The sequence below is a fragment of the Colwellia sp. TT2012 genome, assembly GCF_001440345.1.
Taxonomy (GTDB): domain Bacteria; phylum Pseudomonadota; class Gammaproteobacteria; order Enterobacterales; family Alteromonadaceae; genus Colwellia.
The window spans coordinates 1-24519 of sequence record NZ_LJYX01000013.1 but is presented as its reverse complement, the minus strand read 5'-3'; the positions used below and the strand labels follow the sequence as shown (position 1 = coordinate 24519).

26 protein-coding genes are annotated in these 24519 nt (G+C 36.5%); 14 read left to right on the top strand and 12 right to left on the bottom strand.

Translation table 11 applies throughout. The features are described 5' to 3' along the window. Positions 1–74 precede the first annotated feature (74 nt). The 7 genes from pyrC (at position 75) to ASU03_RS07700 (ending at position 9720) form a co-directional block, all read left to right on the top strand. The gene (gene pyrC, locus ASU03_RS07730) at positions 75–1142 is read left to right on the top strand and encodes a dihydroorotase (RefSeq protein WP_057831297.1); all 1068 of its coding nucleotides are present in this window, start codon (positions 75–77) and stop codon (positions 1140–1142) included. A gap of 108 nt (positions 1143–1250) precedes the next feature. Then, positions 1251–2141 (top strand): 6-carboxytetrahydropterin synthase, encoded by an 891-nt coding sequence (locus tag ASU03_RS07725; protein WP_057831296.1) that lies wholly within the window; start codon positions 1251–1253, stop codon positions 2139–2141. After that, the gene (locus ASU03_RS07720; RefSeq protein WP_057831295.1) at positions 2134–3009 is read left to right on the top strand and encodes a M23 family metallopeptidase; all 876 of its coding nucleotides are present in this window, start codon (positions 2134–2136) and stop codon (positions 3007–3009) included. The genes ASU03_RS07725 and ASU03_RS07720 overlap by 8 nt, the downstream gene beginning before the upstream one ends. A gap of 20 nt (positions 3010–3029) precedes the next feature. Next, positions 3030–6857: an ATP-binding protein gene (locus ASU03_RS07715; protein ID WP_057831294.1), complete on the top strand. Its 3828-nt coding sequence runs from the start codon at positions 3030–3032 to the stop codon at positions 6855–6857. Continuing rightward, complete coding sequence (locus ASU03_RS07710; RefSeq protein WP_057180971.1) at positions 6850–7473, top strand: hypothetical protein; 624 nt, start codon at positions 6850–6852, stop codon at positions 7471–7473. The genes ASU03_RS07715 and ASU03_RS07710 overlap by 8 nt, the downstream gene beginning before the upstream one ends. A 25-nt stretch (positions 7474–7498) precedes the next feature. Continuing rightward, complete coding sequence (locus tag ASU03_RS07705) at positions 7499–8761, top strand: hypothetical protein (RefSeq protein WP_057831293.1); 1263 nt, start codon at positions 7499–7501, stop codon at positions 8759–8761. Positions 8762–8805: 44 nt separating this feature from the next. Beyond that, positions 8806–9720: a DUF7281 domain-containing protein gene (locus ASU03_RS07700; protein WP_057831292.1), complete on the top strand. Its 915-nt coding sequence runs from the start codon at positions 8806–8808 to the stop codon at positions 9718–9720. Between the two features lie 455 nt (positions 9721–10175). Here the strand turns inward: ASU03_RS07700 and ASU03_RS07695 are convergent, their stop codons facing one another. Beyond that, positions 10176–10439 (bottom strand): hypothetical protein, encoded by a 264-nt coding sequence (locus ASU03_RS07695; RefSeq protein WP_057831291.1) that lies wholly within the window; start codon positions 10437–10439, stop codon positions 10176–10178. Between the two features lie 223 nt (positions 10440–10662). Between ASU03_RS07695 and ASU03_RS07690 the strand changes: the two genes are divergently transcribed. The 3 genes from ASU03_RS07690 to ASU03_RS07680 all read left to right on the top strand — a co-directional run bounded on the left by ASU03_RS07690 (position 10663) and on the right by ASU03_RS07680 (position 11980). Next, complete coding sequence (locus ASU03_RS07690; protein WP_057831290.1) at positions 10663–11076, top strand: DUF2892 domain-containing protein; 414 nt, start codon at positions 10663–10665, stop codon at positions 11074–11076. Next, on the top strand, positions 11073–11432 hold the full coding sequence (locus ASU03_RS07685) for a hypothetical protein (protein WP_057831289.1): 360 nt from the start codon (positions 11073–11075) through the stop codon (positions 11430–11432). Before ASU03_RS07690 ends, ASU03_RS07685 begins: the two co-directional genes overlap by 4 nt. A gap of 149 nt (positions 11433–11581) precedes the next feature. Then, on the top strand, positions 11582–11980 hold the full coding sequence (locus tag ASU03_RS07680; protein ID WP_057831288.1) for a hypothetical protein: 399 nt from the start codon (positions 11582–11584) through the stop codon (positions 11978–11980). 79 nt (positions 11981–12059) lie between these two features. Here ASU03_RS07680 and ASU03_RS07675 read toward each other — a convergent pair whose 3' ends face one another. Further along, positions 12060–12431, bottom strand: a complete 372-nt coding sequence (locus tag ASU03_RS07675; RefSeq protein ID WP_057831287.1) for a helix-turn-helix domain-containing protein — start codon at positions 12429–12431, stop codon at positions 12060–12062. A 218-nt stretch (positions 12432–12649) separates the two neighbouring features. Between ASU03_RS07675 and ASU03_RS07670 the strand changes: the two genes are divergently transcribed. From ASU03_RS07670 to ASU03_RS07655, 4 genes are all read left to right on the top strand, one after another. Next, complete coding sequence (locus ASU03_RS07670) at positions 12650–13906, top strand: phage/plasmid replication protein, II/X family (RefSeq protein ID WP_157465854.1); 1257 nt, start codon at positions 12650–12652, stop codon at positions 13904–13906. Between the two features lie 288 nt (positions 13907–14194). Then, entirely contained in the window at positions 14195–14371 is a 177-nt protein-coding gene (locus ASU03_RS20655; protein WP_157465853.1) for a hypothetical protein, read from the top strand. Beyond that, entirely contained in the window at positions 14371–14682 is a 312-nt protein-coding gene (locus tag ASU03_RS07660; protein WP_057831284.1) for a hypothetical protein, read from the top strand. The genes ASU03_RS20655 and ASU03_RS07660 overlap by 1 nt, the downstream gene beginning before the upstream one ends. Before the next feature lie 773 nt (positions 14683–15455). Then, positions 15456–16709 carry a tyrosine-type recombinase/integrase gene (locus ASU03_RS07655; RefSeq protein WP_057831337.1) on the top strand — a complete coding sequence of 418 codons (1254 nt, stop codon included), beginning with the start codon at positions 15456–15458 and terminating at the stop codon, positions 16707–16709. Positions 16710–16906: 197 nt separating this feature from the next. Here ASU03_RS07655 and ASU03_RS07650 read toward each other — a convergent pair whose 3' ends face one another. From ASU03_RS07650 to ASU03_RS07595, 10 genes are all read right to left on the bottom strand, one after another. Next, complete coding sequence (locus tag ASU03_RS07650) at positions 16907–17389, bottom strand: hypothetical protein (protein ID WP_057831283.1); 483 nt, start codon at positions 17387–17389, stop codon at positions 16907–16909. Positions 17390–17550: 161 nt separating this feature from the next. Continuing rightward, complete coding sequence (locus tag ASU03_RS07645; RefSeq protein ID WP_057831282.1) at positions 17551–17901, bottom strand: cupin domain-containing protein; 351 nt, start codon at positions 17899–17901, stop codon at positions 17551–17553. 129 nt (positions 17902–18030) lie between these two features. Then, positions 18031–19254 (bottom strand): S41 family peptidase, encoded by a 1224-nt coding sequence (locus ASU03_RS07640; protein ID WP_057831281.1) that lies wholly within the window; start codon positions 19252–19254, stop codon positions 18031–18033. Positions 19255–19515: 261 nt separating this feature from the next. Beyond that, positions 19516–19788, bottom strand: coding sequence for a hypothetical protein (locus tag ASU03_RS07635; RefSeq protein WP_057831280.1), 273 nt, complete (start codon positions 19786–19788; stop codon positions 19516–19518). Positions 19789–19831: 43 nt separating this feature from the next. Beyond that, positions 19832–20341: a hypothetical protein gene (locus ASU03_RS07630; protein ID WP_157465852.1), complete on the bottom strand. Its 510-nt coding sequence runs from the start codon at positions 20339–20341 to the stop codon at positions 19832–19834. 725 nt (positions 20342–21066) lie between these two features. Continuing rightward, entirely contained in the window at positions 21067–21462 is a 396-nt protein-coding gene (locus ASU03_RS07620; protein WP_157465851.1) for a DUF3465 domain-containing protein, read from the bottom strand. Positions 21463–21578: 116 nt separating this feature from the next. Beyond that, positions 21579–21956: a TipAS antibiotic-recognition domain-containing protein gene (locus tag ASU03_RS07615; protein ID WP_057831277.1), complete on the bottom strand. Its 378-nt coding sequence runs from the start codon at positions 21954–21956 to the stop codon at positions 21579–21581. A 312-nt stretch (positions 21957–22268) separates the two neighbouring features. Then, positions 22269–23171 carry an alpha/beta fold hydrolase gene (locus ASU03_RS07605; RefSeq protein WP_082627202.1) on the bottom strand — a complete coding sequence of 301 codons (903 nt, stop codon included), beginning with the start codon at positions 23169–23171 and terminating at the stop codon, positions 22269–22271. Between the two features lie 211 nt (positions 23172–23382). Then, positions 23383–24009, bottom strand: coding sequence for a glutathione S-transferase family protein (locus ASU03_RS07600; RefSeq protein ID WP_057831274.1), 627 nt, complete (start codon positions 24007–24009; stop codon positions 23383–23385). Between the two features lie 164 nt (positions 24010–24173). Beyond that, entirely contained in the window at positions 24174–24374 is a 201-nt protein-coding gene (locus ASU03_RS07595) for a hypothetical protein (RefSeq protein ID WP_057831273.1), read from the bottom strand. Positions 24375–24519 lie beyond the last annotated feature (145 nt).

The following is a 24519-nucleotide window of genomic DNA, read 5'->3' as shown; positions in this document are numbered from 1 at the left end:
GTAAGTATTAAAAATCAGCCAGTTACAACTGTATGTAATAAATTGACTGTAATCATCAAAAATTGGAAATGAACATGACAAATGAACGCAATAGCGCAACTAATCACTCAAATAACACCTTAACCATCGCTCGCCCTGATGATTGGCACGTACATTTACGTGACGGCGAAGTCTTAAAAAATACCGTTGCCGACATTAGTCGTTATATTGGCCGCGCCATAGTCATGCCAAATTTAGTACCACCAATAACCACTGCAGCGTTAGCAAAAAGTTATCATGAGCGCATTATAGCCGAGGTGGAAAATGCCCACTTTAAACCACTAATGACTTTATATTTAACCGATAAAACCACGGCTCAAGATATTATTGATGCGAAAGAATCTGGTGTGGTGTATGCGGCAAAATTATATCCTGCTGGCGCAACAACCAATTCTTCATCGGGTGTAACCGATGTTGCCAATTTAACGGACGTTTTTGCCGCCATGCAAGCAGTTGATATGCCACTATTAGTACACGGCGAAGTAACAACGGCTGATATCGATATTTTCGATAGAGAGCAGGTATTTATTGATACCATTTTACAGCCCTTGGTAGCTAACTATCCTAACCTTAAAATAGTGTTAGAACATATCACCACTAAAAATGCGGTAGATTTTGTTAGTGCAGCTGGTGATAATGTTGCTGCTACTATTACTGCGCATCATTTACTCTATAACCGTAACGACATGTTAGTCGGTGGTATCAAACCACATTATTACTGTTTACCTATTTTAAAACGCAATATTCATCAACAAGCGTTAAGGGCTGCCGCAACAAGTGGCAGTACAAAGTTCTTCTTAGGCACTGATTCTGCGCCACATGCACAACATGCTAAAGAGTCAGCATGTGGTTGTGCGGGTGTGTATTCCTCTTTTGCTGCCATTGAGTTGTATGCGGAAGTGTTTGAACAAGAAAATGCTTTAGATAAATTAGAAGCCTTTGCCAGCATTAACGGCGCCAATTTTTACCAATTACCGGTAAATACCGACACCATCACCCTAGTTAAAAAGGCCTGGCAAGTACCAGCAACCATGACTTTTGGCGGCGATGTCGTGGTACCAGTGCGTGCCAATGAAGAAATTTTGTGGACAGTAGCAGACTAACTTAAGCTAAACGCAGCTTTATCTAGCGAAGTTTAAAGTAGATAAAGCTGGCTGAACGAGTTAAGCCCGAATAAAAAGTAGAGAGCTCTAAGTAAATTAAGGAAAAAAATGCAATTATTTGTAGATAATCTTACCGTTATTGATTTTTCATACCTGTGTAAACAGCGCGGTATTGTCGGTGAAAGCTGGATTGTTGACGTATTACTCGATGGCTCGTTAAACGAGCAAAGTATGGTATTGGATTTTGCTATTGTGAAAAAGCAAATCAAGGCCATTATTGATGATGCCGTTGACCATAAACTGTTATTGCCGGCGCAAGAGCAAGCAATAACCTTGGCAGACTCGCCACATAACCAAGGTCATCAAACCATTGACTTTAATAGCGATGTGGCAAATTACTATTTACAATCTCCAGCCTGTGCTTTTGCGACTATAGACTGTTTAAGCATTACAGTCGCTGCGGTGACGACACATTTAACGACTATTATTTTGGCGCACTTGCCTGAAAATGTGCAAGGTTTGTCCTTAGTATTGCGCCCGGAAGTTATTTCGAGCGATTATTATCATTACACCCATGGTTTGAAGTTACACGATGGCAATTGTCAGCGTATTGCCCATGGTCACCGCTCAAAAATTAAAGTTTATGTTGATGATAAAAGAGATGCTAAGTTAGAAGCCGCTTGGTGTCAGCGTTGGCAAGACATCTATATTGCCAGTGAAGCTGATAGAATTTCACGCGATGATATAGAGTTATCTGCTCATGCAATGAACAATTTGACTCCCGATCATCAATATTTTAGTTACCATGCACCACAAGGTCGATTTGATATCGCCGTTGATAGCAAGGTACTTGATGTGGTTGATTGTGATTCTACGGTAGAGTTATTAGCCGATTTTATTTTAAGACAAATAAAAGCCGAACATGCGGAGCTCGCCAATAATGACGTGAAAGTTGTTGCTTACGAAGGTGTTGCTAAAGGGGCAATTGTTCATGGTTAGCTCTTTCACTCATGGCTTAGCTAAAATATTACCTAATACCTTAAACAAAGGCTTAGTGGCTTTTGCACTTGCCGCTAGCTTTTCTGTTAGTGCGGTTAATATCACTAGCCCAAAGATAGTATTAAGCGGTGAAATTAAGCAAGGCGGTTTAATTGTCGGTAAAACACGGCCAGACAATACCGTCAGCTTAAATGGCAAGGTAATCACAGTTTCTAGTCAGGGGGATTACACGTTTGGTTTTTCCCGTGATGACCAACAAAGTTATCAATTAGTCATTACCTCAATTAATGGTGATCGGGCAACAAAAACCCTAACACCTTCAATACGCAGTTATAATATTCAGCGTATTGAAGGCATTAAGAAAAGTATCATGCAGCCAAATCCTAAGTCGGTTGCCCGAGCGCAACAAGATAGCAAACAGGTAAAAACTGCCCGAAAAGTTGCTAGTAGTCTTAATTATTTTGCTCAAGGCTTTATTGCACCAATAAAAGGCCGCATTACCGGTGTTTATGGCAGCCAACGTGTTTATAACGGCGTACCTAAAAATCCACACTTTGGCTTAGATTACGCGGGAAAAACCGGCGATCCGGTCAAAGCTCCAGCTTCTGGTACGGTATTACTTTGGGTACCCGATATGTTTTACTCGGGTGGCACCATGATTATTGATCATGGCCAAGGTGTTAGCTCTACCTTTTTACATTTAAGTCATTCTTATGTAAAACAAGGTGATAAAGTTAAACAAGGGCAGGTAGTCGCCGCAGTAGGTAAAAGCGGCAGAGCAACCGGCCCGCATTTAGACTGGCGCATTAACTGGTTCGGTGTAAAAATTGACCCCGCGCTAGTATTGAAATTACAACCTCTTCATTAATTTTCCCTTAAGGTCACACTATGGCAGAACACGGCTATTCGCTGCTCCGCATTATTATTATCGACAGTTTTTGGCAGGGTCAAGTCAACGAACTTGATTTAACGGGTCACACGCAACTTGAAGGCACCAACGGCGCAGGCAAAACGTCATTAATGCGACTGTTGCCACTTTTTTATGGCATGCGACCCAGTGATATTGTTAGCAAGGTTGATCAGGCGAAAAACTTTGCCGATTTTTACTTACCTCGTGAATCCAGCATTTTAGTGTACGAATACTGTCGACCCTATGGACAAATATGCCAGGTGTTAGCGACCAGTGATGGTAGAGGTGTACAATTTAAATTTATTGATGCCCCTTACGATGCACAACACTTTATCGCCAATAACCAAGGCAGCAAAGCCAAACCTTTTACCATCAGTGAAATAGAAAAAAACTATCGTAATATCAATGCAGAAAGTTCAAAATTCCTCGGCATAGATAAATACCGTCAAGTGATTCAAAATTTGCGCAGCGGTCGTCAACACAAAGAAATAAGACTACTGCAAAATCGCTTTTCTTTTAGTGAGCAACCTTGCCCACATATTGATAAAGTAATTAACGGCACCATAGAAAAAAATCTAGATTTTGAAGCGGTTAAACGTATGTTAGTGGCTATTGCCAGTGATCATCTTGCCCGTAATACCAATGAGGAAAAAGAGCAGCTCAGTTTAAATAAAGCCGATATTACTGGCTGGCTGGCTGATATTCAGGCCAGTCGCGCCATTAAAAAAGTTGCCGAAAAAATCTCTGTTTGGCAAAACGACTTTAGTGCCTTTGCCAGTTTATTAAATAAGTTACAACATCTACATGCTGAAGTGATATCACATCAACAGCGCCTTGAAATAAAGCAGCAAGATAGAGACGAGCTTAAAAAAATCAGTATCGTAACACGCAATAAACTCGATACCGAGTTAGCCAATGCCACAGAGCACTATCAAAAAGCCTTATTTGATTTAAACGCTAAGATTGATGCCGATTTAAGTAAAATAGACTTACTTGATGAAGACAAACTTAACTACGAAGATGATGATGCCAGTAGTTATCAAATTAAGGCCGAGCAAGCGCCACACATTCAGCAAGAATTGAATGAAGTGATTGCCGTTATTGATGCCTTTGAAGGTAATATCACTAAAATAGGGCAAAAATTTGATAAGCTGATTCAAAAAATTGAAGTTGAAAAACTTAAAGCAGTCAGTAGTAATAACGAAAAATCGGCGCTTATTACTGCCACGACAAATGAGCAGTTAACCCATATAAATGATGTTTTTCATCAACAAGAGTACGCTCTTAATGCCCAACTACATAAAGAAGAGCTTAAGCTGCAAAAAGATCGGCAACAAATACAACATCAATTAGACAATGCTAACCAACAGTTAACCCAGCCAATAATACCGCAGCAATTAACTCGCGATATTGACGATAACATGCAAGCGTTAACTCACGCTCAGCAAAGTTATAATCAACTACTGCAGCAAGAGTCAGAGTTGCAAAAACAGCAATATCAACTAGAGAAACAACAAGACCAGCAATTAGCGCAACGTAGTGACGCTAATCGCTATCTGGAACAGTTACGTCAAGATTATCAGCAAGTAGAATTACAACTGCTGCCCCAAGCAGGCTCTTTACATCATTACCTTATTAACGAGCCACAAGCGGGTAATTGGCAAAATGATATTGGCCGCTTACTTACTAGCGAGCAATTATCACGGTCTGATTTAAATCCACAGTGGCTAGCAAGCGATAGTGCCACAGCCAGTCTTTATGGCTTATCCATAGATTTACAACAACTGCCTTGTGACGATTCATTGTTTTTAGATGAAGCGCAACTGCGTGAAAAACGTCAAGTTATCGAAACTAAGTTACAAAACCAAACAGATAAAATTGGCCAGCTTGATGAGCATTTAAAAGGCTTGGTCAAAACGCTTAATCAGCTTAAAGTCAATGTTACCGAGCAGAGACAGAACTTAAACCAACAAAAATTAACCTTAGGGCAATTGCAAACGCAGCAAGAAAGCCTAGTGATTAAAAAACAGTTGGCCATTAAGGCACACCGTCAAACCATCGAGACACAATTACAAAGTTTCAATCAGCAAATAAAAATGCTGGAAAAAAAGCAGCACAGCTTTGAAGAAGATAAAACCGAGCAATTGCATGATTTAACCAATGATAAATTAGAAAAATGCATGGTGGTTGAAAGTGATAGAGACAATCAGTTAACACTGTTAGCCGAGCAACTTATCAGCTTAAAAACCAATGCTAAGCAGCGCTCTGCCGAGCTTAAAAAACAACAAGCCAGTGATATTAAACACCTTGACCCCGAAGGGGAAGTAGACAAACGCATTGCTAAGCGCGTGACGCTAGAGCAAGACTTACAGCAATGTTCGCTGTTCGCCCAAAAGGCGCGTGACTATCAAAGTTTTCTTAATGAACGCTATTGTCACCGTGATGCTTTGGTTGAAGAAAACCAGAACAGAAAAATTACCAAGCGTAATCTAGAGTCAAATCATGAAGATATTAGCATTGAACTGACAACTAAAATTAGTGAATTAAGACAGCTGATTAAGAAAATCAATCTAGAAAAACAAGCCACCGATGATTTATTAGTACAACTGAACGATAATAAGCGTTTGTGTGAAATGTCCGCCATTGACAGTAAATTGGCTGAGCAAGAGCCAGCCAACCAAGCCGATTTAACCGTTAGTTTTTGCCATGATTTTTACCAACAATTTAAAACCATTGAGAAACGCTTGGCTAGTCAGCTGAATACCTTCAGTGAGCGTTTTAGAAAAGATCACTCTGGCAGTGAGCTTTATGAAAACTGGCAAAATCTATTAGTTGAAAACGATAACTACTCTGGCGCTCAAGCACTGTTTAAATATCGTGAGCCCATTAGCGAGTTATTAAATAGTGCCGAGCAAAAGCAGCAAAGTACTTATCAACTGGTTACCGTTAACGCCACCATGATCAACGAATTTTATCAGCACATCGAAAATTTTGGTCGGAATATAAAGCGCATAGGTAAACTTTTATCCGCTAAGGTTACCGCTTTGGCGCACTTTGAGGCATTAGCCGACATCAATGTGACTACGGTAATGAAGCAAGAAGAGCTAGAGTACTGGGGACCTTTGAAAAGTTTTGCCGAAGTGTTTGAACTACATAAAGATCAATTACGTGATGGTATTGGTGAGGTACCCGATGATTTGGTTTTCGCTATGCAAAAATTGGCTAATTATTTGCCCAGTGAAGGCTTTGTCCTAGTACACAATAATTTGTTTGATTTAGAATTTACCATTGTAGAAAAAGGCCAAATAAAATACGCCCGTAATGCCAAGCAGCTGAAAAAAGTCAGTTCAACCGGTTTATCTTATTTAGCCATGTTGTCCTTATTTGCCGGTCTTTTAGGCATGTTACGTGGTGACAGTAAACATGCCAGCCAAATTATTTTGCCGGTTGATGAACTAGGTGAACTGGCTGCAGAAAATATCGATCTGTTATTACAAATGTTTAACGACAATAATATCAGTATGTTATCAGCATCACCCTCAACTGACCGTCATATTTTATCCTTGTATAACCGCCATTATAAATTAAAAGATAATAAGATTTATCATGCTGAAATCCCGCAATCACGCTTAGATGAATTACTCGCGCAACGTAATAAAGTACCGGATATTACTGATGAAAGTACCAAGGTAGTAGCTGAGGATAAAACAGAAATTAGCGCGGATGAAACTACAGCAGTAACGGCAGGGGAACATACCGAGGAAAGTGAAAAACAAAGCAGTAAAGAGGAAATAAACAATGTTTAAAGAAAGTATTCAAAAGCTGCTTTGTGGCACTGTTATTTGTCAAACGGCTTATGAAGCCGAATATTTGTATTTAAAAGCAGAAAGTCATAGCGATAAAGTGAATGATTTTTTAGCCAATTTAGATAGAAAATTGACCTACCTTGAAAGCGCCGATGCCTATTACTGTACCTTTAATCAGGTTGATGACAGTAACCACGCCGAGCTCAGTGTTTTATTTAGTGATATGCGTAGCACCTTTAGACCACTGGTGGAGTTTTTAGATTTACTGTTAACGGCAACGCAAGCAGATTTACCTATACGTGCTAAATCGGTGTTGAATATCAATGAATTATTCGAGCCCTTTGAACATGATCAAACCTTGAGTGAGCAATTACGGCGCTTAACCACCATCAAGCCTTTCAAAACGAATAAAACAGAAACGCGTGAGCAACTGGTGATGGTCTTTCAAAAGCTGGAAGAAATGCATTATTTTGTCCGTAAAAATGCCGGCAGCAGTAGATATTATGCCACGGCGCGTTTTGACCTCATTTACTTACTGATAGAGTTTTTGAATGATGCCGAGCTGGTCACTTTACCCGAGCAAGAAAAAAGCCAACAAGATGAGTTGTTATTTTAATGAATAGCTTTAATGGAGAGCCCTAATGGCTGGTTTTGATTCTTCGCAAGTCGCAACGTTACTAAGACAAATTGGTGCCTACAATGACTTACTCGCCAATGCCTATGTTTATGGCTCGATAGCGAGTGATGAACAAGATGTCAACACCTTGAATTTGTTGCATAAATCTGGCTTGATCAGACCTGATGATTCTCCAGGTGAGTATCGAGTAACTACCGATCTTAAACGCATGTTAAACCGATTAATGCGTAAACAAACCAGCTATCGACAACTTACCGACATGGGTAAAGTGATTGAAGCGATTGAAGAAGTAGTAAAAGATTATCAACTGGCGACCATAGCCAAAGAGCAAGAAGATGCCGAGTATTATTTAGATCAACTCGATGATTTACTTTATGAAACTAAAGACAGTTTAAACAATAACTTAGAAAATATGCACTTTGCTATTGTTAGTCAATTTGGTTTTGTTAGTAGCTTGTCTAACAAGATACGCCAAAATGAACGTTACTTATCTCATGCACAGAAACTATTGAATGAGTTGCAGCAAATTGATCCACAAGACTGTTACGAGTGGCTAGATTGGCTGTGTCCTAATGAGTTTGCCCGTAAAATTTCTAACTTTGTTTACTGGTATAACCAAATTTTGCCTAAGCTACGTTTGATTATTGATAACATGCGTATTAGTTTGTTTCGCTTACGTCGGGATGAAAAACAAGCCAGCCAATTACGCAATATGGCGCGTTTTTTACGGAAACATCCTGAATTTGATCTTGATGAGCAGTTATTTGAGTTGCCAAATTTACCAGAGCAGCTGAAATATTCGCCACCAATGCCACTGCTCAGCTATGTCGATACCAAGAAGACCGACATTGAACAACCCTTACTTGAGTTGATACAGTCCTTACGTAAACAAGCCGTCGTTAGCCCCATTAAAGTAAGAACAACCAGCGAGGTCAGTTTCGAGCCAATTGAAAAAATTTCCGCCGAAGAAGATTTTTTTGAAGAGCAAACAGAACTGTTGTTTGAACGGGTGATCATCAATAACTGTGCGGTTTCAGCCTTAGGTTTTTATCAAGAATTCCAAAATATTTGGCTGGAAAAATCACAAGTTATCGCGCCAAAAGAATGGATAGAATTAGTGTTTAGTTGCTACTGCAAATTAACCAATGCACAGCAAAATGCCCTCAATATCAAAATGAAAGGGATGGCAGTTACCGGCACTACCCATAACTATAGTTATAGTGATGTCGTTATCGAACTTAAGCCTGAAATCAAAGCTAGTGCCTAAAAATCAGTGAGTTATACGTAAAGAAAGGCAAAGTTAAAACAATAATGAACAAACAACTTTATAATTTCACCCAAGATAAACTGCAAAATAATCGGCAGGGCGGTCAGATAAAAAATAGCGCCTTAGCAATACGCTTGCATAACGATTATCATTTTGGTCAATGGGATTTGAGTAAAAAACACTTAACGTTTAGCCTGACTGATATTTTGGCACTAAGCAAAGAAATACAAAGAACGCTTGGTGTTGAGATTAGAAATGATTCATATCCTAATAAAACCAGCAGAGTAACTAATGCGGGTGTTCACCGAGCTGAAAAAGAAAACAGCTATGCCGTTAGCAAAGATTTCATCTTGATTAATAGCTTATCTGAGCTAAAAATTAATAAAACAATTTATAAATCGTCGCCGTTTACTTCATTAGGTAACTATATAAAGGCAGATGAAATTCAATCGGTTGAACATAGTGTCATTGTTTTAGTTGAAAATCTTGCCGTGATGGCTAATCTCAAGCTAATAAATTTAACAGCACTATGTGATGAAATTGATTTTCCGATTGATTTAACTAAAGCACTTTGGCTTTATCGTGGTGATGTTAAGCCGCAACAAACAACCAATACCAGTTATCAATTTTTTCGACGCTTTAAGGGGAAAATTCCACTGATCTGTTTTAGTGATCTCGATCCTAAAGGCATCGAAATTGCGCTCACTAGCCAGGCTGATTTTTGGCTAACCCTTAAAAATACCCATGAAGTTGCTATGGCATTACTAGGTAGTGAACAAGAATGGTATAAACAAAAAGCTGCCATTGATTTTTTACTAAAGCAAGAAAAGACTAATGAAGAAAAACAGCCATGGCAATATAGCTTTGAAATACTACAGCATCATAAAAAGACGCTTAAGCAAGAGCACATGCTTAAACATAAACTTGAGTTAACTTTAGTAAAAATAAATGACAAATAACATTCAGTAAAATAAACAAAGCTGAAGCTAGGTACAATCAGTTAGGCTAAGTTAGCTAAAAATAATTTCACCCATCTGCACGGTTATTAAAATGGCAATGGTCATGACTTAACATTTTCAATAGCTGATAAAACAGAGTGTCAGACATAAGTTAATTTAGAATTTTATATTTAAAGTGCTGGTTGAAAGTATTAGTTGTAAAGCGAGAGATGTAAAACTTATTGTTGAAAGTGAAAACAGTAAACAATAATGAAGATATCTAAAACGAACAGTAATAAAATCAGTAACTATATTAGCAAATATAACTAAAGTCATAGCTGAAGCAATTCAGTACAAAGCCTAGAATACCAAGGCTAGCAAAAACCATGTAATAGCGTAAATAGCAGCAGAGCACAGATATAGACACCCACTATGTCCGATACTCTTCAGAATAGGGCTAATGTACCAATAGAGCTTTATTGTGGGCTTTTGGGGCGTGTATGGTATCGCTTGTGGTACTTCTGTTTTGAAACATGACTAAGTAGTTCTCTTAACCTTTCTATTTCATCTGACATTGATTCATTTTGTCCGCGTAATATTTCACATTCAATTTCTAATTCATAAAACTCATTTAGTGCGGCTTTAGCTGCTTTCGAGTTTGCACCTGTCTTATATTTCAATCTGAGTAAATTGATACGTTCTTGAAACTCAGGTTCGTCTGAAAGTATTTTTATTAGCATTTGCGGATTATGCGTTTAAATCTTTCTTATTGGTAGATTATTTCTAATTATTAACTGACGAACACCGAGGACGAGGGCGAAGCCTGAGCAACGAGGAGGAGAGTGTGTCATATATTGTATTGATTTTTTTGTTTAAGACTATAAAAATCCAAGGAAAATTTAAATTAAATAAGTTAAAATTAACATTATTAGTTGTTTAGTGTTAATTTTAAATGAGATAAATATGAGTGATTCACCGGAAAAAGCTGGTAAAGAGGTTCAAATCGAGTTGATAGATCAGCCTTCAATACCAAGTAGTCCATATTCTAAAATTCGGCGTGAAATATCTGAAGATGATTTACAATCTCCTGCAGTACAACGACTTTTATTAGGAGAGGTTGACCGGCTACAAACACAAATTTCCGATCTTGAATTAATTAAGATTAAATACCACGTTGCTGATAAGCAAACAGCAATTCTTAACGAAAAAATTAAGGCATTAACTTCCCATGAAGTTCTTTATGGTATTTGTTTAACCATCGGTTCAGCAATAATAGGGTTAGCTTCTCTTTTATGGGCAAGTGGCTATGGGATAGTAGCAATAGCTATTGGGAGTGTTTTGGTTGTTGGTGGTGTTATTTCTAAGGTATTAAAATGAAATTAGTAATATCTAGTATTGGTGATAAAGGTGATCTTCAGAACGAAAGAATTGGTTTTCTGGTTAAATCTATAAGTAACCTTAAGTACTTTCTTGTTAATTCAACTAGCTTTACAGAAAACGGCTTTACCAATCGCAGTAACAATTCATACTGGTTTTTACCAACTGATGTGGTACCTGGCGATAAAGTAGTTTTGTATAGTAGAAGTGGGAGTGACTCTATAAACACAAAAGAAGATGGTACAAAAGTATATTTTCGCTATTGGGGATTAACAAAACCTATTTTTACTGATGCTAGTAAAGGGGTTGTTTTAGCATCTTTAGATGATTGGTCTTCTACTAGTAATATTAAATAACCTAGCTTAATCTTAGTTCGGGTACTAGTGACACCCGAACTAAGTCCTGACATCAGGATTATTTCTTTTTAAAAGAGTACTAAATCAGTACAGCCTTGCACCAAATTATTCTTTTTTATAGAATACGATCTCTTTAAAAAGGATTTTGTATGAATTTCATAAAATGGGTTTTTATTATTGTTTTTAGCTTGTTTTCTTTTGTGTTTTTGTTTTTTAAATTTCTTTCTATTGGTGTTAACCATGCTATTGAAAATGATTTGATTTCTAATGATAAAACTATTCAGAAGATTCAAAAACAATATGTTGATACCGCTTTGAAGATGTCAAAAGAGATGACAAAACAATTTCAAATACCTCAACCAAAACCACGTCCTAAAATTTCTAAAATTAGCTTTTCAAAACTTAATAAACATTCAATTTCTAGTGCTGACAAGCTTTGTAACGCTGCGATATTTATTGCTATGAATGATCGCAGTATTGAGGCTAAACAGGCAAAAAAATCAGCATGTTCACACAATAATGTAAATCAGTTTAAGCTTGATAAGTAACAGCGCTTAAAATGTCGTTTTTGATTAAAGAGTCCACATACTATAACAGTGGACTCTAGTACGGAATTCGTACTTTTTATTATTTTATTTTTACTAAATCTTTCGAGTTTTCACTAATTTGTTTCTCAAAACTTGAAGCTAACGATACCATTCTAATCATTCGTATTAACATTTCTTGGTCAGGTTCTCGCATTTGAGTTATGTTCGCGAATACCTGACGAAGTTCTCCAAACTTATAATAATCATCATGGCTGAATAATATCTCGTCTGCAGAGCAATTTAGTGCTCTAATTATTGGCTCAATACTCGATATTTTAGGGTCTTGTACTTCACCTGTTTCTATTCGATATATCGTTTTTTCAGGTACGCTACATATTTCTGACAATTGCTTAACTGTCATACCCTGTTGCGTACGTATTTTTCTTATTTGCTTACCAACGTTCATCGTCATATCGACAACTCCTAAAAACCACACCCAAGGGGCTTAAATACCCATTACTGACCAGTATACATGTCTTTTTTACCCATTGGTGTTAAATACCCCACTAATGTATGGTTAAATTACCCATCGATGGGTATTGACAGGTTTTTAATGTATGTTTTTTTTGGTTAATTCGGAAAACCTAATAACACCTGTTTTCTTCCGATTTTGGCAGTATTAGGTGCAAAGTGATTGACTTGATACGGATGTCCATACCATTTAATGAGGACTTTTGTTGTGGAGACGCTACTGAAGGGCATGGCCTCGTAGACTTACAAGTTTGTCAGTGGAATGGTGCAAAACTTGAATCAGGTGAAGTTGAGTATGAGCCTGATGGCTCTGTAACAGTTTCAAGATTACGTCATCCGTTTGAATCCATCGCCAGTTCTAACTCTTCGTTAAGTTTTAAAATATATTCTGGTGGTCTAAATTACTGGCCTCATATCGAACTAAAAGCAAGCCCTGCAAAGTTACTTCAAAGCCATAATGTCTATGGTTCTTGTGATGTTGAGAAGTGTATTTTTGCACTTGTTCAAGCTTTCAATACTGGAATGCCTAGCCTAACCACTATGCTTGATTGGCATTTAGCAGAAATAAAACATATTGATGTGACATTTACAGCCCAAATGGAAAACCAGAGTCAGGGTCGACAAGCAATTGCAGCACTTAAAAATATCAGTAGTGGTCAAACACGCAGTTCAAAAAATAGTCATGCAACTACTTGCTACTTCGGTGTTAACTCACAAGGTAAAAAATCTTCAAGGCATAAGCAACTTAAAATATATCTCAAAGGTGCGGAGCTTGAACATCAAATTAATGAGTTACTTCAAAAGGTTAAAAATTCAAATTTACCCCTTTATAAAAAGCAACTGGATATTATGCAAAGCGCTGAGGTGAGGGCGTTTGCAGAGAATGCTTTACGTTTTGAAGCATCCGTTTTATCGAGAATGTTACAAAGATTAGGTATACCAAGATTGGTTAGTGAATTTATTAATTATGCACAAAATTATAAAGGTTGTTTGATTGAGGCGTTATGGACGGAAGCATTTAAGGATGTATTTACCGCACTGGGGAATAAAAAAATGACAGTATTTGATGATGAAGAAATATTAAATAAATTAAAAATAGAATTTGGAAAAATTAGTGAGAAGTCAGGCAACACAAGTTATGCAAAAGCTAATCGTTTGTTTCGTTTTTATCGCTCATTTAAAAATGAAGGCTATGAAGAGGTAAAGCGCACTACGGCAAAAAATACTTTTCACGATAATATGAGACAACTTTGTTTCGTTGTTTCAAAAGCTCATTTACAAAACTTAAAAGGTATAGCCTCGAATGTAGTTCCAATGCTACGCGTGATTAACGTTGATTTTTCTAATCAACACCCAGCAAGTTATGTAGAGCCCGAGCACTTGTGTGATCAAATATCACTCAGGGCTGTTAGTTAAATGGAATTAGATAAATTTATTAGATGCAGTTGTGGAAAGAAAAAGAAGATCAATTGGATTGATAAAGCGGACTACAGAAAAGGAAAGATTACTTTTTGTGTTGGTGTTTCAGAGTGTTCTAAGTGCTTGGTGTCGCAACAGCATTACTCAGGGAATTTAAACGACATTCAAAAATTTCTTACTTATGTAGAAAGCCTATCAATGTAATTCTGCGTTGTTCAACCATGATATTAGTAGGCTGTAACCTACCAATATCACTAAACAAAACAAACCGAAAAGGGGTTTATCATGCCTAAAGAAGATTATACTTTGTTAACGAGAGAATTAGAAAAAAACGATCAATTTTGTATGTCTTTAAAATCACTAATTGATAATGACTGTAGCAAAGAGGTGCTTTCAGCTTTAGCCGAAGAGCTGTGCGACAAGTCTGAATATATGAAAAATAGATTCGGAGTGTTCAATTAATGCATAAATATGAACGAATTTCCGAGTTAGATTTTGGTTTAGAAATGTTGGTTTATGAAAGTAAATCTATCTATCCGCTTGAGGCTGTTTCATCTGTCGAGTTTACAGATGATGATGGTGTTTTCTACGCGCCTATCATTCCAGATTATGTTACTGGAATAGAAAAAATTACCGGCTCTCTAGATGGTTATAATACTAGGCAAGAATTATTATCTTGTGTTGGCCGTTGCTGGGATTTAGCTATAGAAGATATTAAAAAACAAAGTAACAATCAACGAACAAGCGAGGAGCTACCGCACCACAGCGATTGAGGCGGTTGTTTCTTGTTATGCGTAGCATGGAAGCGGAGCGAAACATAAAACAAAGTTTTATTAGAGATGGTACAACTAGTAAAACTATTTCTTCGCGTTATTGGTGTTCCAACAAGTAAAAATCTTCTTCGCGTCCTGCAAAACATTTCTTATTATTTTTTGTGAACATATCAAAACCCCAAGTTTCTAGTAACACTTGGGGATTCGGTCGTGTACGACTTTCTTGCATATCAGATAACAAAGGTTTTTGCTATTTTAAAAGCCCCAGGTTTCTAGTAACACCTGGGGATTGTTCAGTGTACTGAACCTTTATGATGATCGAGTAAGTATTTTCTTAATTTCAATTACAAACTTTCTCAACAAAGTTAAAAGCCTTATGATAATAATTAAATCACTTATGGCATCGAGATATGAGATTAGATCGGTATACATAAATATTCCTTATTAAGTTATTGAGCGTTTATGCTCTATAGAAAGTTCTAAGGATTATGTTATCGATATGACTAATTAATAAGACGGGGATTCATCAGAAACTGTTAGGTTTAAAGTTCGATGTATTTCTTAGAGAGAAGTCATTAGTGGTATAATTCAATGATGATCGGATGCCATATTAAAACTTTTCTTAATCTGATTAACGACAGGGATAGCACCCTCACAGATATAGACACCCACTATGTCCGATACTCTTCAGTATTGGACATAGTGGGTGTAGTGGTTTAAACTGGCTTTAACCTATGTTTCCCTTGTTAGAATTAAAATTTGGACTTCAATCAATGTCACTAACTCAGACCTTTTCTAAACCTGTACCTTTATATCCACCATACCTTGATTTATGTGATTTCGATCTTGAAGATTATCCTCAGCTAGATAAAATATTTTCCGCAAATGAGCCTTGGTGGCTTGAGCAATTTAACTGGGGAAAAATATTCCTTACCTATATCGGTAGAAATAAATCTAACCATACGTATGACAGATTTAGAAATGACGTAGAACGTTTTATTTTATGGTCGTTTATTGAAAAGAAAAAACCAATTGACCAATTACGTAAAACTGACTTGCTTGAATATGCTGACTTTTGTTGGCAGCCACCAGTTACTTGGATTGGCACATCAAATCAAGAACGTTTCAAACTATCCAATGGTTATTCAACGGCTAATGAACTTTGGTTTCCATTTAAGATCCAAGCACCTAAAAGTCAAAAATCTCAATATGTCATTGATAAGAAAAAATACCGACCATCACAACAAACACTTTCATCCATGTTTACCGCACTTATCGTTTTTTATAACTACCTAATGGCTGAAGATTTCTGTATTGGTAATCCGGCACAAATTGCTAAAAAAGATTGCCGCCACTTTATCATTGACTCACAAGTTAAAGAAATTAAACGTTTAACCGCTAGCCAATGGCAATACGTTTTAGATACTGCTGTTGAAATGGCTGATGAAGACCCCATATTTGAACGAAACTTATTCGTAATTGCATCATTAAAAACCCTCTTTTTAAGGATTTCAGAGTTATCTGAACGGCCCAATTGGTCACCCACCATGGGACATTTTTGGCAAGATGAGGATGAAAACTGGTGGTTGAAAATATTTGGTAAAAGTCGAAAAATACGTGATATTACCGTGCCCGTAGATTATTTGCATTTTTTAGAACGTTACCGCGCTTACCGTGGTTTATTAGGTCTACCAATAAGAAATGAAAATACAGTTCTTGTTGAAAAAGTACGTGGTCAAGGTGGTATGACCTCCAGGCATTTACGACGTTTAGTGCAAAGTGTTTTTGATTTGGCTCATGAAAATATGCGCAGAGCTGAAGGTGAAACCAGGGCGATGAAATTAAAAGAAGCGTCTGCCCATTGGCTTAGACATACAGGTGCCAGTATGGAAATTGAACGTGGCCGCCCTCTTAAAGATATTTCAGAAGATCTTGGTCATGCCAGCATGGCAACCACCGATACTGTTTATGTGCAAAGTGAACATAAGAAACGTGCGGAAAGTGGCAAACGTAGAAAGGTAGATTAAACCACCCTACCCTTTATATTTTAATTGCTCGAATATTAGCAACTAAAACAGTACGCTACGTGATTATTTACCAGTAACGACAGCCGATGTTTATTAGCATGCACGTAGCGTCACAACTATAAAAACACCAGAGGAGATGTACTATGGAATATAATCGTTATTGTTGCACTTCAAACTTGATACTAGGTTGCACTTAACTAGTGGCTTACAAAATTGCCATAGAGTTTATTTCTGACAGGTCGTTTGACTAAATAAATAGCGCCATCATCCCTCATTTCTTTAATTTGGCTAAAGGAAATATATTCCGGTATTAGCATAAAATATTCATCGTTACTTAAATCACCATACTGAATGCTATTTACTACTGAATATTGCCATTGATATAAAACCCTTCCATAAACTATGGCTACGTTATCATCACTAACACGTACAACTTTTGCTAATTTATATTTGTTCTTCCTTTCTAATTTATCACCGAGTAATCTGAAGTCTAAAAAATAAATATCATTCACTTTAGGGGTTAAAATCAGGACCGATGTTTCAGCTTGCTCAGTTTTATGCGAAGCATATTTTTCATATCCAAAATAAAAAACCACAAGTAAACAAGTCAATAAAACGAGTTTATTTAAGGATAAGGATAACTTGGGTATTCGATGTTGTGTCTCGAAGGCATGTGGCACTTTAATTATTCCTTTTAAAGTTAAATGTGTTTAATTGACTTACTCGAGTTGATTCAAACTTCAATGCTCATGTGCAATATAACGCCCTGTTAACAGGCAAAATGTAGTTGGCTAAAATAAGCGACGAAGGAGTGTTTTGTCATTGTTTAACAGCTAGTTAGCTATACTGATGTAACCTTAACTACAGGTTTTGATTTACTATAAACGACACACTCAACCTGCAATATTCGCATTTTATGATTGGAATCTGTTTTTGCTGAGTGAACAACACCTTTTGGAATAATGAAAGAATCACCCTCTATTACCTCAAACTCTTCATCACCAAGTAAAACTGTACCCTTACCGCTTACGATATACCAAAAATTATCTTCTTTATGGTGTTTATGTTTCAAAACTTGCGAATTATTATCCAGACAAAAAGTTGCAGTCTGAAGTTGTTCCGTTGTGAAGTCTGAAGGCCAGTGATCTTTTTTCCGCCAATTCGATATTTCTTTTAGATTTTTAATATCCATAATATGAAGTAAAACTCCTGTATAGCTAACGCCCAAATAACGAGCTAAGTAATAGTTGGCTAAAATGTGTAGCGAAGCGAAACGCAGCCAACTGTACGTGTCCTAGTTTATTTTCTTGTTATAAGCCGACTAATTCATACCTATATCATTTAATATCCATTTCAATTGAGGATCCTTTTTTGAAATGTAATCATCGATTGAAACCCCTATATAGACATGTGGATATAATGCGTCCTTTTGATCTCGATCAAAATGATACAATCGCTTTGAATACGTCACCTCTAGCTTGGAATTAGGTAAATCAAACTGCCCCATATCTTGATAACCTGAAGGTTTAGCGCCTGTAGGCTCCCCAACTAATTTTGCATTCAGTAATTGTGAAAACTGGGCCGCGTTACTCATTGCAGCTGAAAATGTAACATTATCAATAAGAACATAAACGCCAGACTTCCAATCAATACTGTCAGCCAACACAAGAAGTTGAGCTAATTTTAAACCTACAAAAAAATCTCCTCCATAATTGTCTCTAAGATCAATTATTAACTTTTCTATTTTATTTTTATTAATAAAAGATAATAAATCTTCGCCCAGTGATTCCATTTTTGACATTGATGTGTAGCGGCGAAACTTAAAGTAGACCCCTTTTTTATTGTTAAAGGCCCCAAACCAAAGATTTTCGTTTAGCTTTTCCTCAACTGAAATAAAATCATTGTTCTGATAAGAGAGGTGGTGACTGTATTCATTTGAGCTATGAGCTTCTAGTTGCTGCGCAATTAGTTTTTCGCCAATTTTGAATGTAAATCGAGCTTGAAGTTCATCGTTAATAACTCCTAACCCATTAAGTAATTCAGCTTTCGGGATATATTGTGCTGCTCTTACTTGCGTTGAGTATTTATTTTCAGAAAAAGGGGCTAGTTGAGCAAATAAACGGTAGATTTCTTCTGCATTTATGTCGTTAATTCCCACAAGCTTCGCACCAAGGAGGTGTCTAAAAGCCTTGGTTGTTTTAATTACATAAAGCTTTTCTTCTAGCATCTTTAACTGAATAGGAAAGCTGTGTAGATTAGCTCCCCACAAGGGAAATGATGTATGTCCATCACCAACTTTGTGCGTTAGTCTCATCAGTTCAACTAAAACTTGGTTGTTCGTTAACGAAGTTAGCGAACCTTTAAGTCGTGTTACTTCTTCACTAAAACTTTGCTCAGAGATAGTATGAAAAAGATCTATATGTTTTTCTGACAATGTTTGAGAATAAAACTCAAGGTCAGCTTTCCAAGCTTTAACCTCATCATCGGTAATTCCATGGCAATGGAGTGAGATTATTGATAATAGAAATAAAAAGGGAAACTTCACGCGATATTCCTTTAGGCTTATAACGAGCTTGTAGAATTACTCGTTTGTTATTAATTACCCCCTAAAAGCGGGGTGGAAAATGCATTACCTATATTGAGTTAATCGTCTACAGTTCGATATAGGAGTACAAAAATTTAATAGTTTTGACTGAATTAGTTATTCTACAGCCTCAACGCCCAAATAACGGGCTAAGTAATACTTGCTAAAATGTGAAACGAAGTGGAACCGAGCAAGTGTTACGTGTCCCTGTTGATTTTCTTATTAGGTGTTGATATTAGGCCAGTTCTCGTCTGGCTTGTCATTTTTTTGTGATGTAAACATAAGTAAAAACTCACAAATTATGTATGGTGGTATTAATACTACACATCCCATAACTATTGCCAAACCTGCATCACCCCCGTTATTTTCAATAATAGAAAATATTGCAACAGTCCAGCCTCCTAGAACACAACTAATAACACCGAATAAGCCAAGACAATATAAACTAAAATAAAAAATTGAACGCATAGGTTTATATTTTTTTTTAACAATCATGTAGACCACTGTTTTTGTTCCGTTTGAGTGCTTGTTAGGCGTATTAGTGTAATGGTGGCTCCATAGTTAAACCAATAACCAACATCCCCAAGCCTATTATAGGTAATGCGATAGTTGTTATAACTACATCCGCTGGGATACTAAGTATCAGTAAACTTTGAGAAGGGTAGCTATACCAAGTCCTATAATCATATTCTAATTCAACCCAATTATGAGATTTAAAAACTGAAAAAGTAAGTAATTCCCCTTTGACCAATAGATCTATTTTACCTCTTGTTGAGCCTTTTTCAGTCCAAATAATATCTTCGTAATTAAATTTCACAGAGACGGTATCATAAGGTTCATTATCAATATGTAAATTAGTAAATGGTAAGGCATTTCCTTCCATAAAGCCTAATGGGAAAGAAATCCTTTCTGCGTAGATTAAATTTGTATTCGTTAAGTGAATACGAGTATCTGCATGTATTGATTTAGCTCCGATTGAAGCAATGTATGACGAAGCAACACACCCATTGAGCAATATTGTAGATAAGATGAATAAAAACAGTCTCATGTGTACTCCATGTACGCATAACGAGCTTGTAGAATAACTCGTTCATTGTAAATCACCCCTAAAATCGGGGTACTAAATGCATTACCTATATCGAGTTAATCTTCTACTGTGCGATACAGAAGCACAAAAAACTAGTTGTTTTGGCTGAATTAGTTATTCTACAGCCTCAACGCCTAAATAACAGGCTAAGTAATGGTTGGCTAAAATTATGTAGCGAAGCGAAACGTAGCCAACTGTCACCTGTGATCTTCCCCCGATAAAAACTACAATGCGATCAAAAAGAGTAGGAGTAATAGTCAGATAATAAAAATAAACCAATCCTTCCCCTGGTGTATCTGATAATGCTCATAATAATTAGAGATATAAAAAACACCTTCAGTTAAAAACTCATCAATATCCCAAAATAGGAAAAATAGAAACGACTATAGTTTATATAACTTTATCATTAGAAGCACAATTAGTTATAAAGTCTTGAACCTTATCTTTATCACTAACAGAGCTTTCAAAATCTGAACCTCTATTTAAAGTTTTAGGCTGAAATTTGTTATATGCTTTTTCGCATTTAGGGCATTGCCAATGAGGATTACATTCATTTTTATTTCTTCGGTAACTGCAAGATGGACACCGCATATTAGTAACCTAACGCCCTAATAATGGGCAAATAATTGTTGAAGAACGAAAACAGCCAACTGTTTTTTGTCCTTATTAATTTGCTTGTTATAAAGCTATTGGTACGTTTTACCTTTGTGCTTTAACCAACCACCAACATGATACCCGTTTGGATCTTTATGAGTCCAGTGAACCACACCACCTTTTTTGTTCCACTCATATTCACCATAAAATTGGACTTGGTCACCGTTGGAAATTGATTTAATTCTTGGCGCAAGATCGATGTTATGAGCGATTAAGATAGTTTGACCAGATGAAAGTTTAAGAATGAATTTTTGATGGCGCGAGCCTTTATTATCGTCATTTAATATACGGACAACAGTACCAATTCCCTGAACCTGAACATCACTTTTATGATTATCGTATGCTTCTTGAAGAGACGATGCTTCAGCAAAGCTTGTCCATTGGAGTAATATGAAGCTAACAAAAATTAATACTGATAGTTTTCTCATACGCAAAACCTTCCCTAGCTTTATAACGCTTTGCTAAGCGGAAAATAATGGTTGGCTATAATCGCGAAGCGATGGCCAACTGTTATTTTTCCGTTTGAGCAACTTGTTATGTGATTTTATAAATTATTACCTGCGTAATGAACTATTGCATCACCCAAATAATCAACCATTTCGGGGTGGTAAGCATTATGGAATTTTTTCATATCTTCATTTTCTTTATAAAAAATCCCCATACCGATATATGCTTCTTTTGATGGGGTATAAAATCGACAAGCGATTTCAAAGTGCTCTTCCATTAACGTTTGAACACTTGTGTTATCAACTGCTATTTCATCGGCGTATTTTGCTAATTTTTTATATAGAACATCCCAGTCTTGATGGACAAGTTCTCTATTAACATGTGACCAATTATCAGTGGTTGATAAACTGTGAGTCTGCTCCACGTCAAGAGCATTTTTACATTCCGTTAAATACTCTTTACTCAATTTATTCATTTATAGATATTCCATTAATTTAGATTTATAGATGCCTTACTTGGCGAATCACATAACGAGCTTGTAGAATAACTCGTTCATTGTAAATCACCCCTAAAATCGGGGTACTAAATGCATTACCTATATCGAGTTAATCTTCTACTTTGCGATACAGAAGCACAAAAAACTAGTTTTTTGGCTGAATTAGTTATTCTACAGCCTCAACGCCACATTAAGCGGCTAAAAATAGCTGGCTATAATAGCGAGGAACGAGCACAGCCAGCTGTTTGTGGCCGTCTTGAAAACACTTATTAGTGGGCTATGCGCAACGGCTTAACCTGCTAAGAAATCAGATAAACTATCGACATAATCATCTGGTAATATATGACCGCCAGAAAAATCAATTCTTACTTTTTTAGGCGATGATATATGTTTAAAAATAAAATTATTTTCACTTTTTGATGCATTTTCATCATCGTCAGCTGTAAGCAATAATACATCTTGGTTTTTTAAAAGTGATATGAAATTCTTAGGTGCAACAAGCGCGGTTTTATCGTCAAGATACGGAGGTACAATAGAAATTATTTTGCTAATTCTCTGATCGAGACTAGCTAAAATCAAACCAATTTGTCCGCCCATACTATAGCCAACAACAGAAATATTACTTTTATCTAAGTTATTCTGCTGTGATACCCAGTCCAACAGGACACGATGATCTATTACAGTATTTTTAATCATAGCTTCATAATCAGTTTTATCGCCAAAAAAGTGTAAATCATTCATGATAGATCTTAAAGTTCTGTCAGGATTTTTTCTTTTACCATGATATCTAGCATCTATTGAAATAACTACATAACCATTTTTATCAGCAAGTTCCGTAATTTTATTTACTTGTGTCACAGTTGGTCGACCCTTAAAAGATTCAGACCACCATCGTTGATACCCTCTCCCCATAGCTGAAATACCAATAAGTACAGGATATTTATCTGCTTGGTTCTTAGGGTAGGAAATTTGACCGTTAACAAGGCTTTGGTCAAATGATTTGTAAGTAAAAGTGAATAGATGTGGTTCTATTTCCGTTAAAATCAACTCAACAGCTTGTTCAGAATTATACTGATATTGTTGTATGATTTCTGCTTGCTCCATTGGTATTTCATCAAGAGCTAAAAAGCTATACCAATATCCAAAAACTAGAGAAAAAGTAATTGCCAGTATCATTCCTATTATTTTTATCATGTCGATCCTTGGATAGTAATATAATTAGAAGTAAATCACCGTACGGTCAAGCCCACTAACGCCGCAATAAGCGGAAATTAATAGTTGGCTATAATTTGAAGCGAAGTGATCTTACACCACTTTCGTAAACACATTTCAAAATACTAATTTCGCATATTTTTCGGGTGTTGTATAACCTAAACTGGATACTAGGAGCAATTACTCAAATAGTTTAAGGCCTTATATTCTCTTTTTTGCAAACTTCACGAATAGTAGCGTGCTTAGCTAATTTTCTGAGGTACGAGCCAAGGCTAGGAAATGAGAGTGGTGATTTCTCTATTTTCAATGACCACTCAGCCAGCATAAAAAGGAAAAAATCACAGGCAGATATATCATTTCCCAAAAGGAAATTTTTCCCCTTTAACTGATTGTCGAGAATTAACAAAGCCTCTGAAATACGCTCTTCTTGTGCTTTAATTATGCTGGGAATACAGGATTCATCTGTTGTATGCTTTTGTGGATAATAATATACCATCAGTTCAGCTTGAAGAGTGTTATTTAAAAAAGTAAGCCACTGAAAGAATTTAGCTCTATCAACGCTCCCTACTGGTGGGATTAATTTCTTACTTGGATTTTGTTCACAAAGGTGAATACAAATAGCAGGGCTTTCAAAAAGAACTAATGAGCCATCAATTAAAGTAGGAATTCGCCCAGCCGGATTTAATTTTAAATACTCCGTTGATTTTTGGGTATTTGATTTACGATCCACTAGTTGTAATTCATACTCTAAATTCATTTCATGCAATAAAAAATGGGGAGCTAAACTAGCATTATTGGGGTAATAATAAAGCTTATACAATTGATCATTCCTTGCTTAAAATTAACACTAAACTTTCGTTGCTTATAACGCCTAAATAACAGGCTAAGTAATGGTTGGCTAAAATTGTGTAGCGAAGCGAAACGTAGCCAACTGTTACGTGTCCTAGTTTATTTTCTTGTTATGTGTAAATTTAAATTGAGAGGTTATAGCTTCGTTTTGAAAAGCTCAGGTCTCTTAATAGACAAATATAGGAAAATAGATAAGGCTAACATTCCAAAACTTTTAAGAGTCGCAAACCCAAAATCTAGCCTCACGAAATCCATAATAAAATCGACACTTGAAAATGCAGCTAAAAAAATAGCCAAATACTCTATGAACTTTGCTAATTTAGTTGAATCCGACATTAGGTACTCCTTTACACATAGACATAATGACTCCCACGAGGTGCTAGCCTCCAGATTCGTGGGTTAGTAAAACCAGAGCCATAATATATGTGTTAAACAATATAAACTGGAGGCTAACATGTACAAACATAACATACTTTTCATT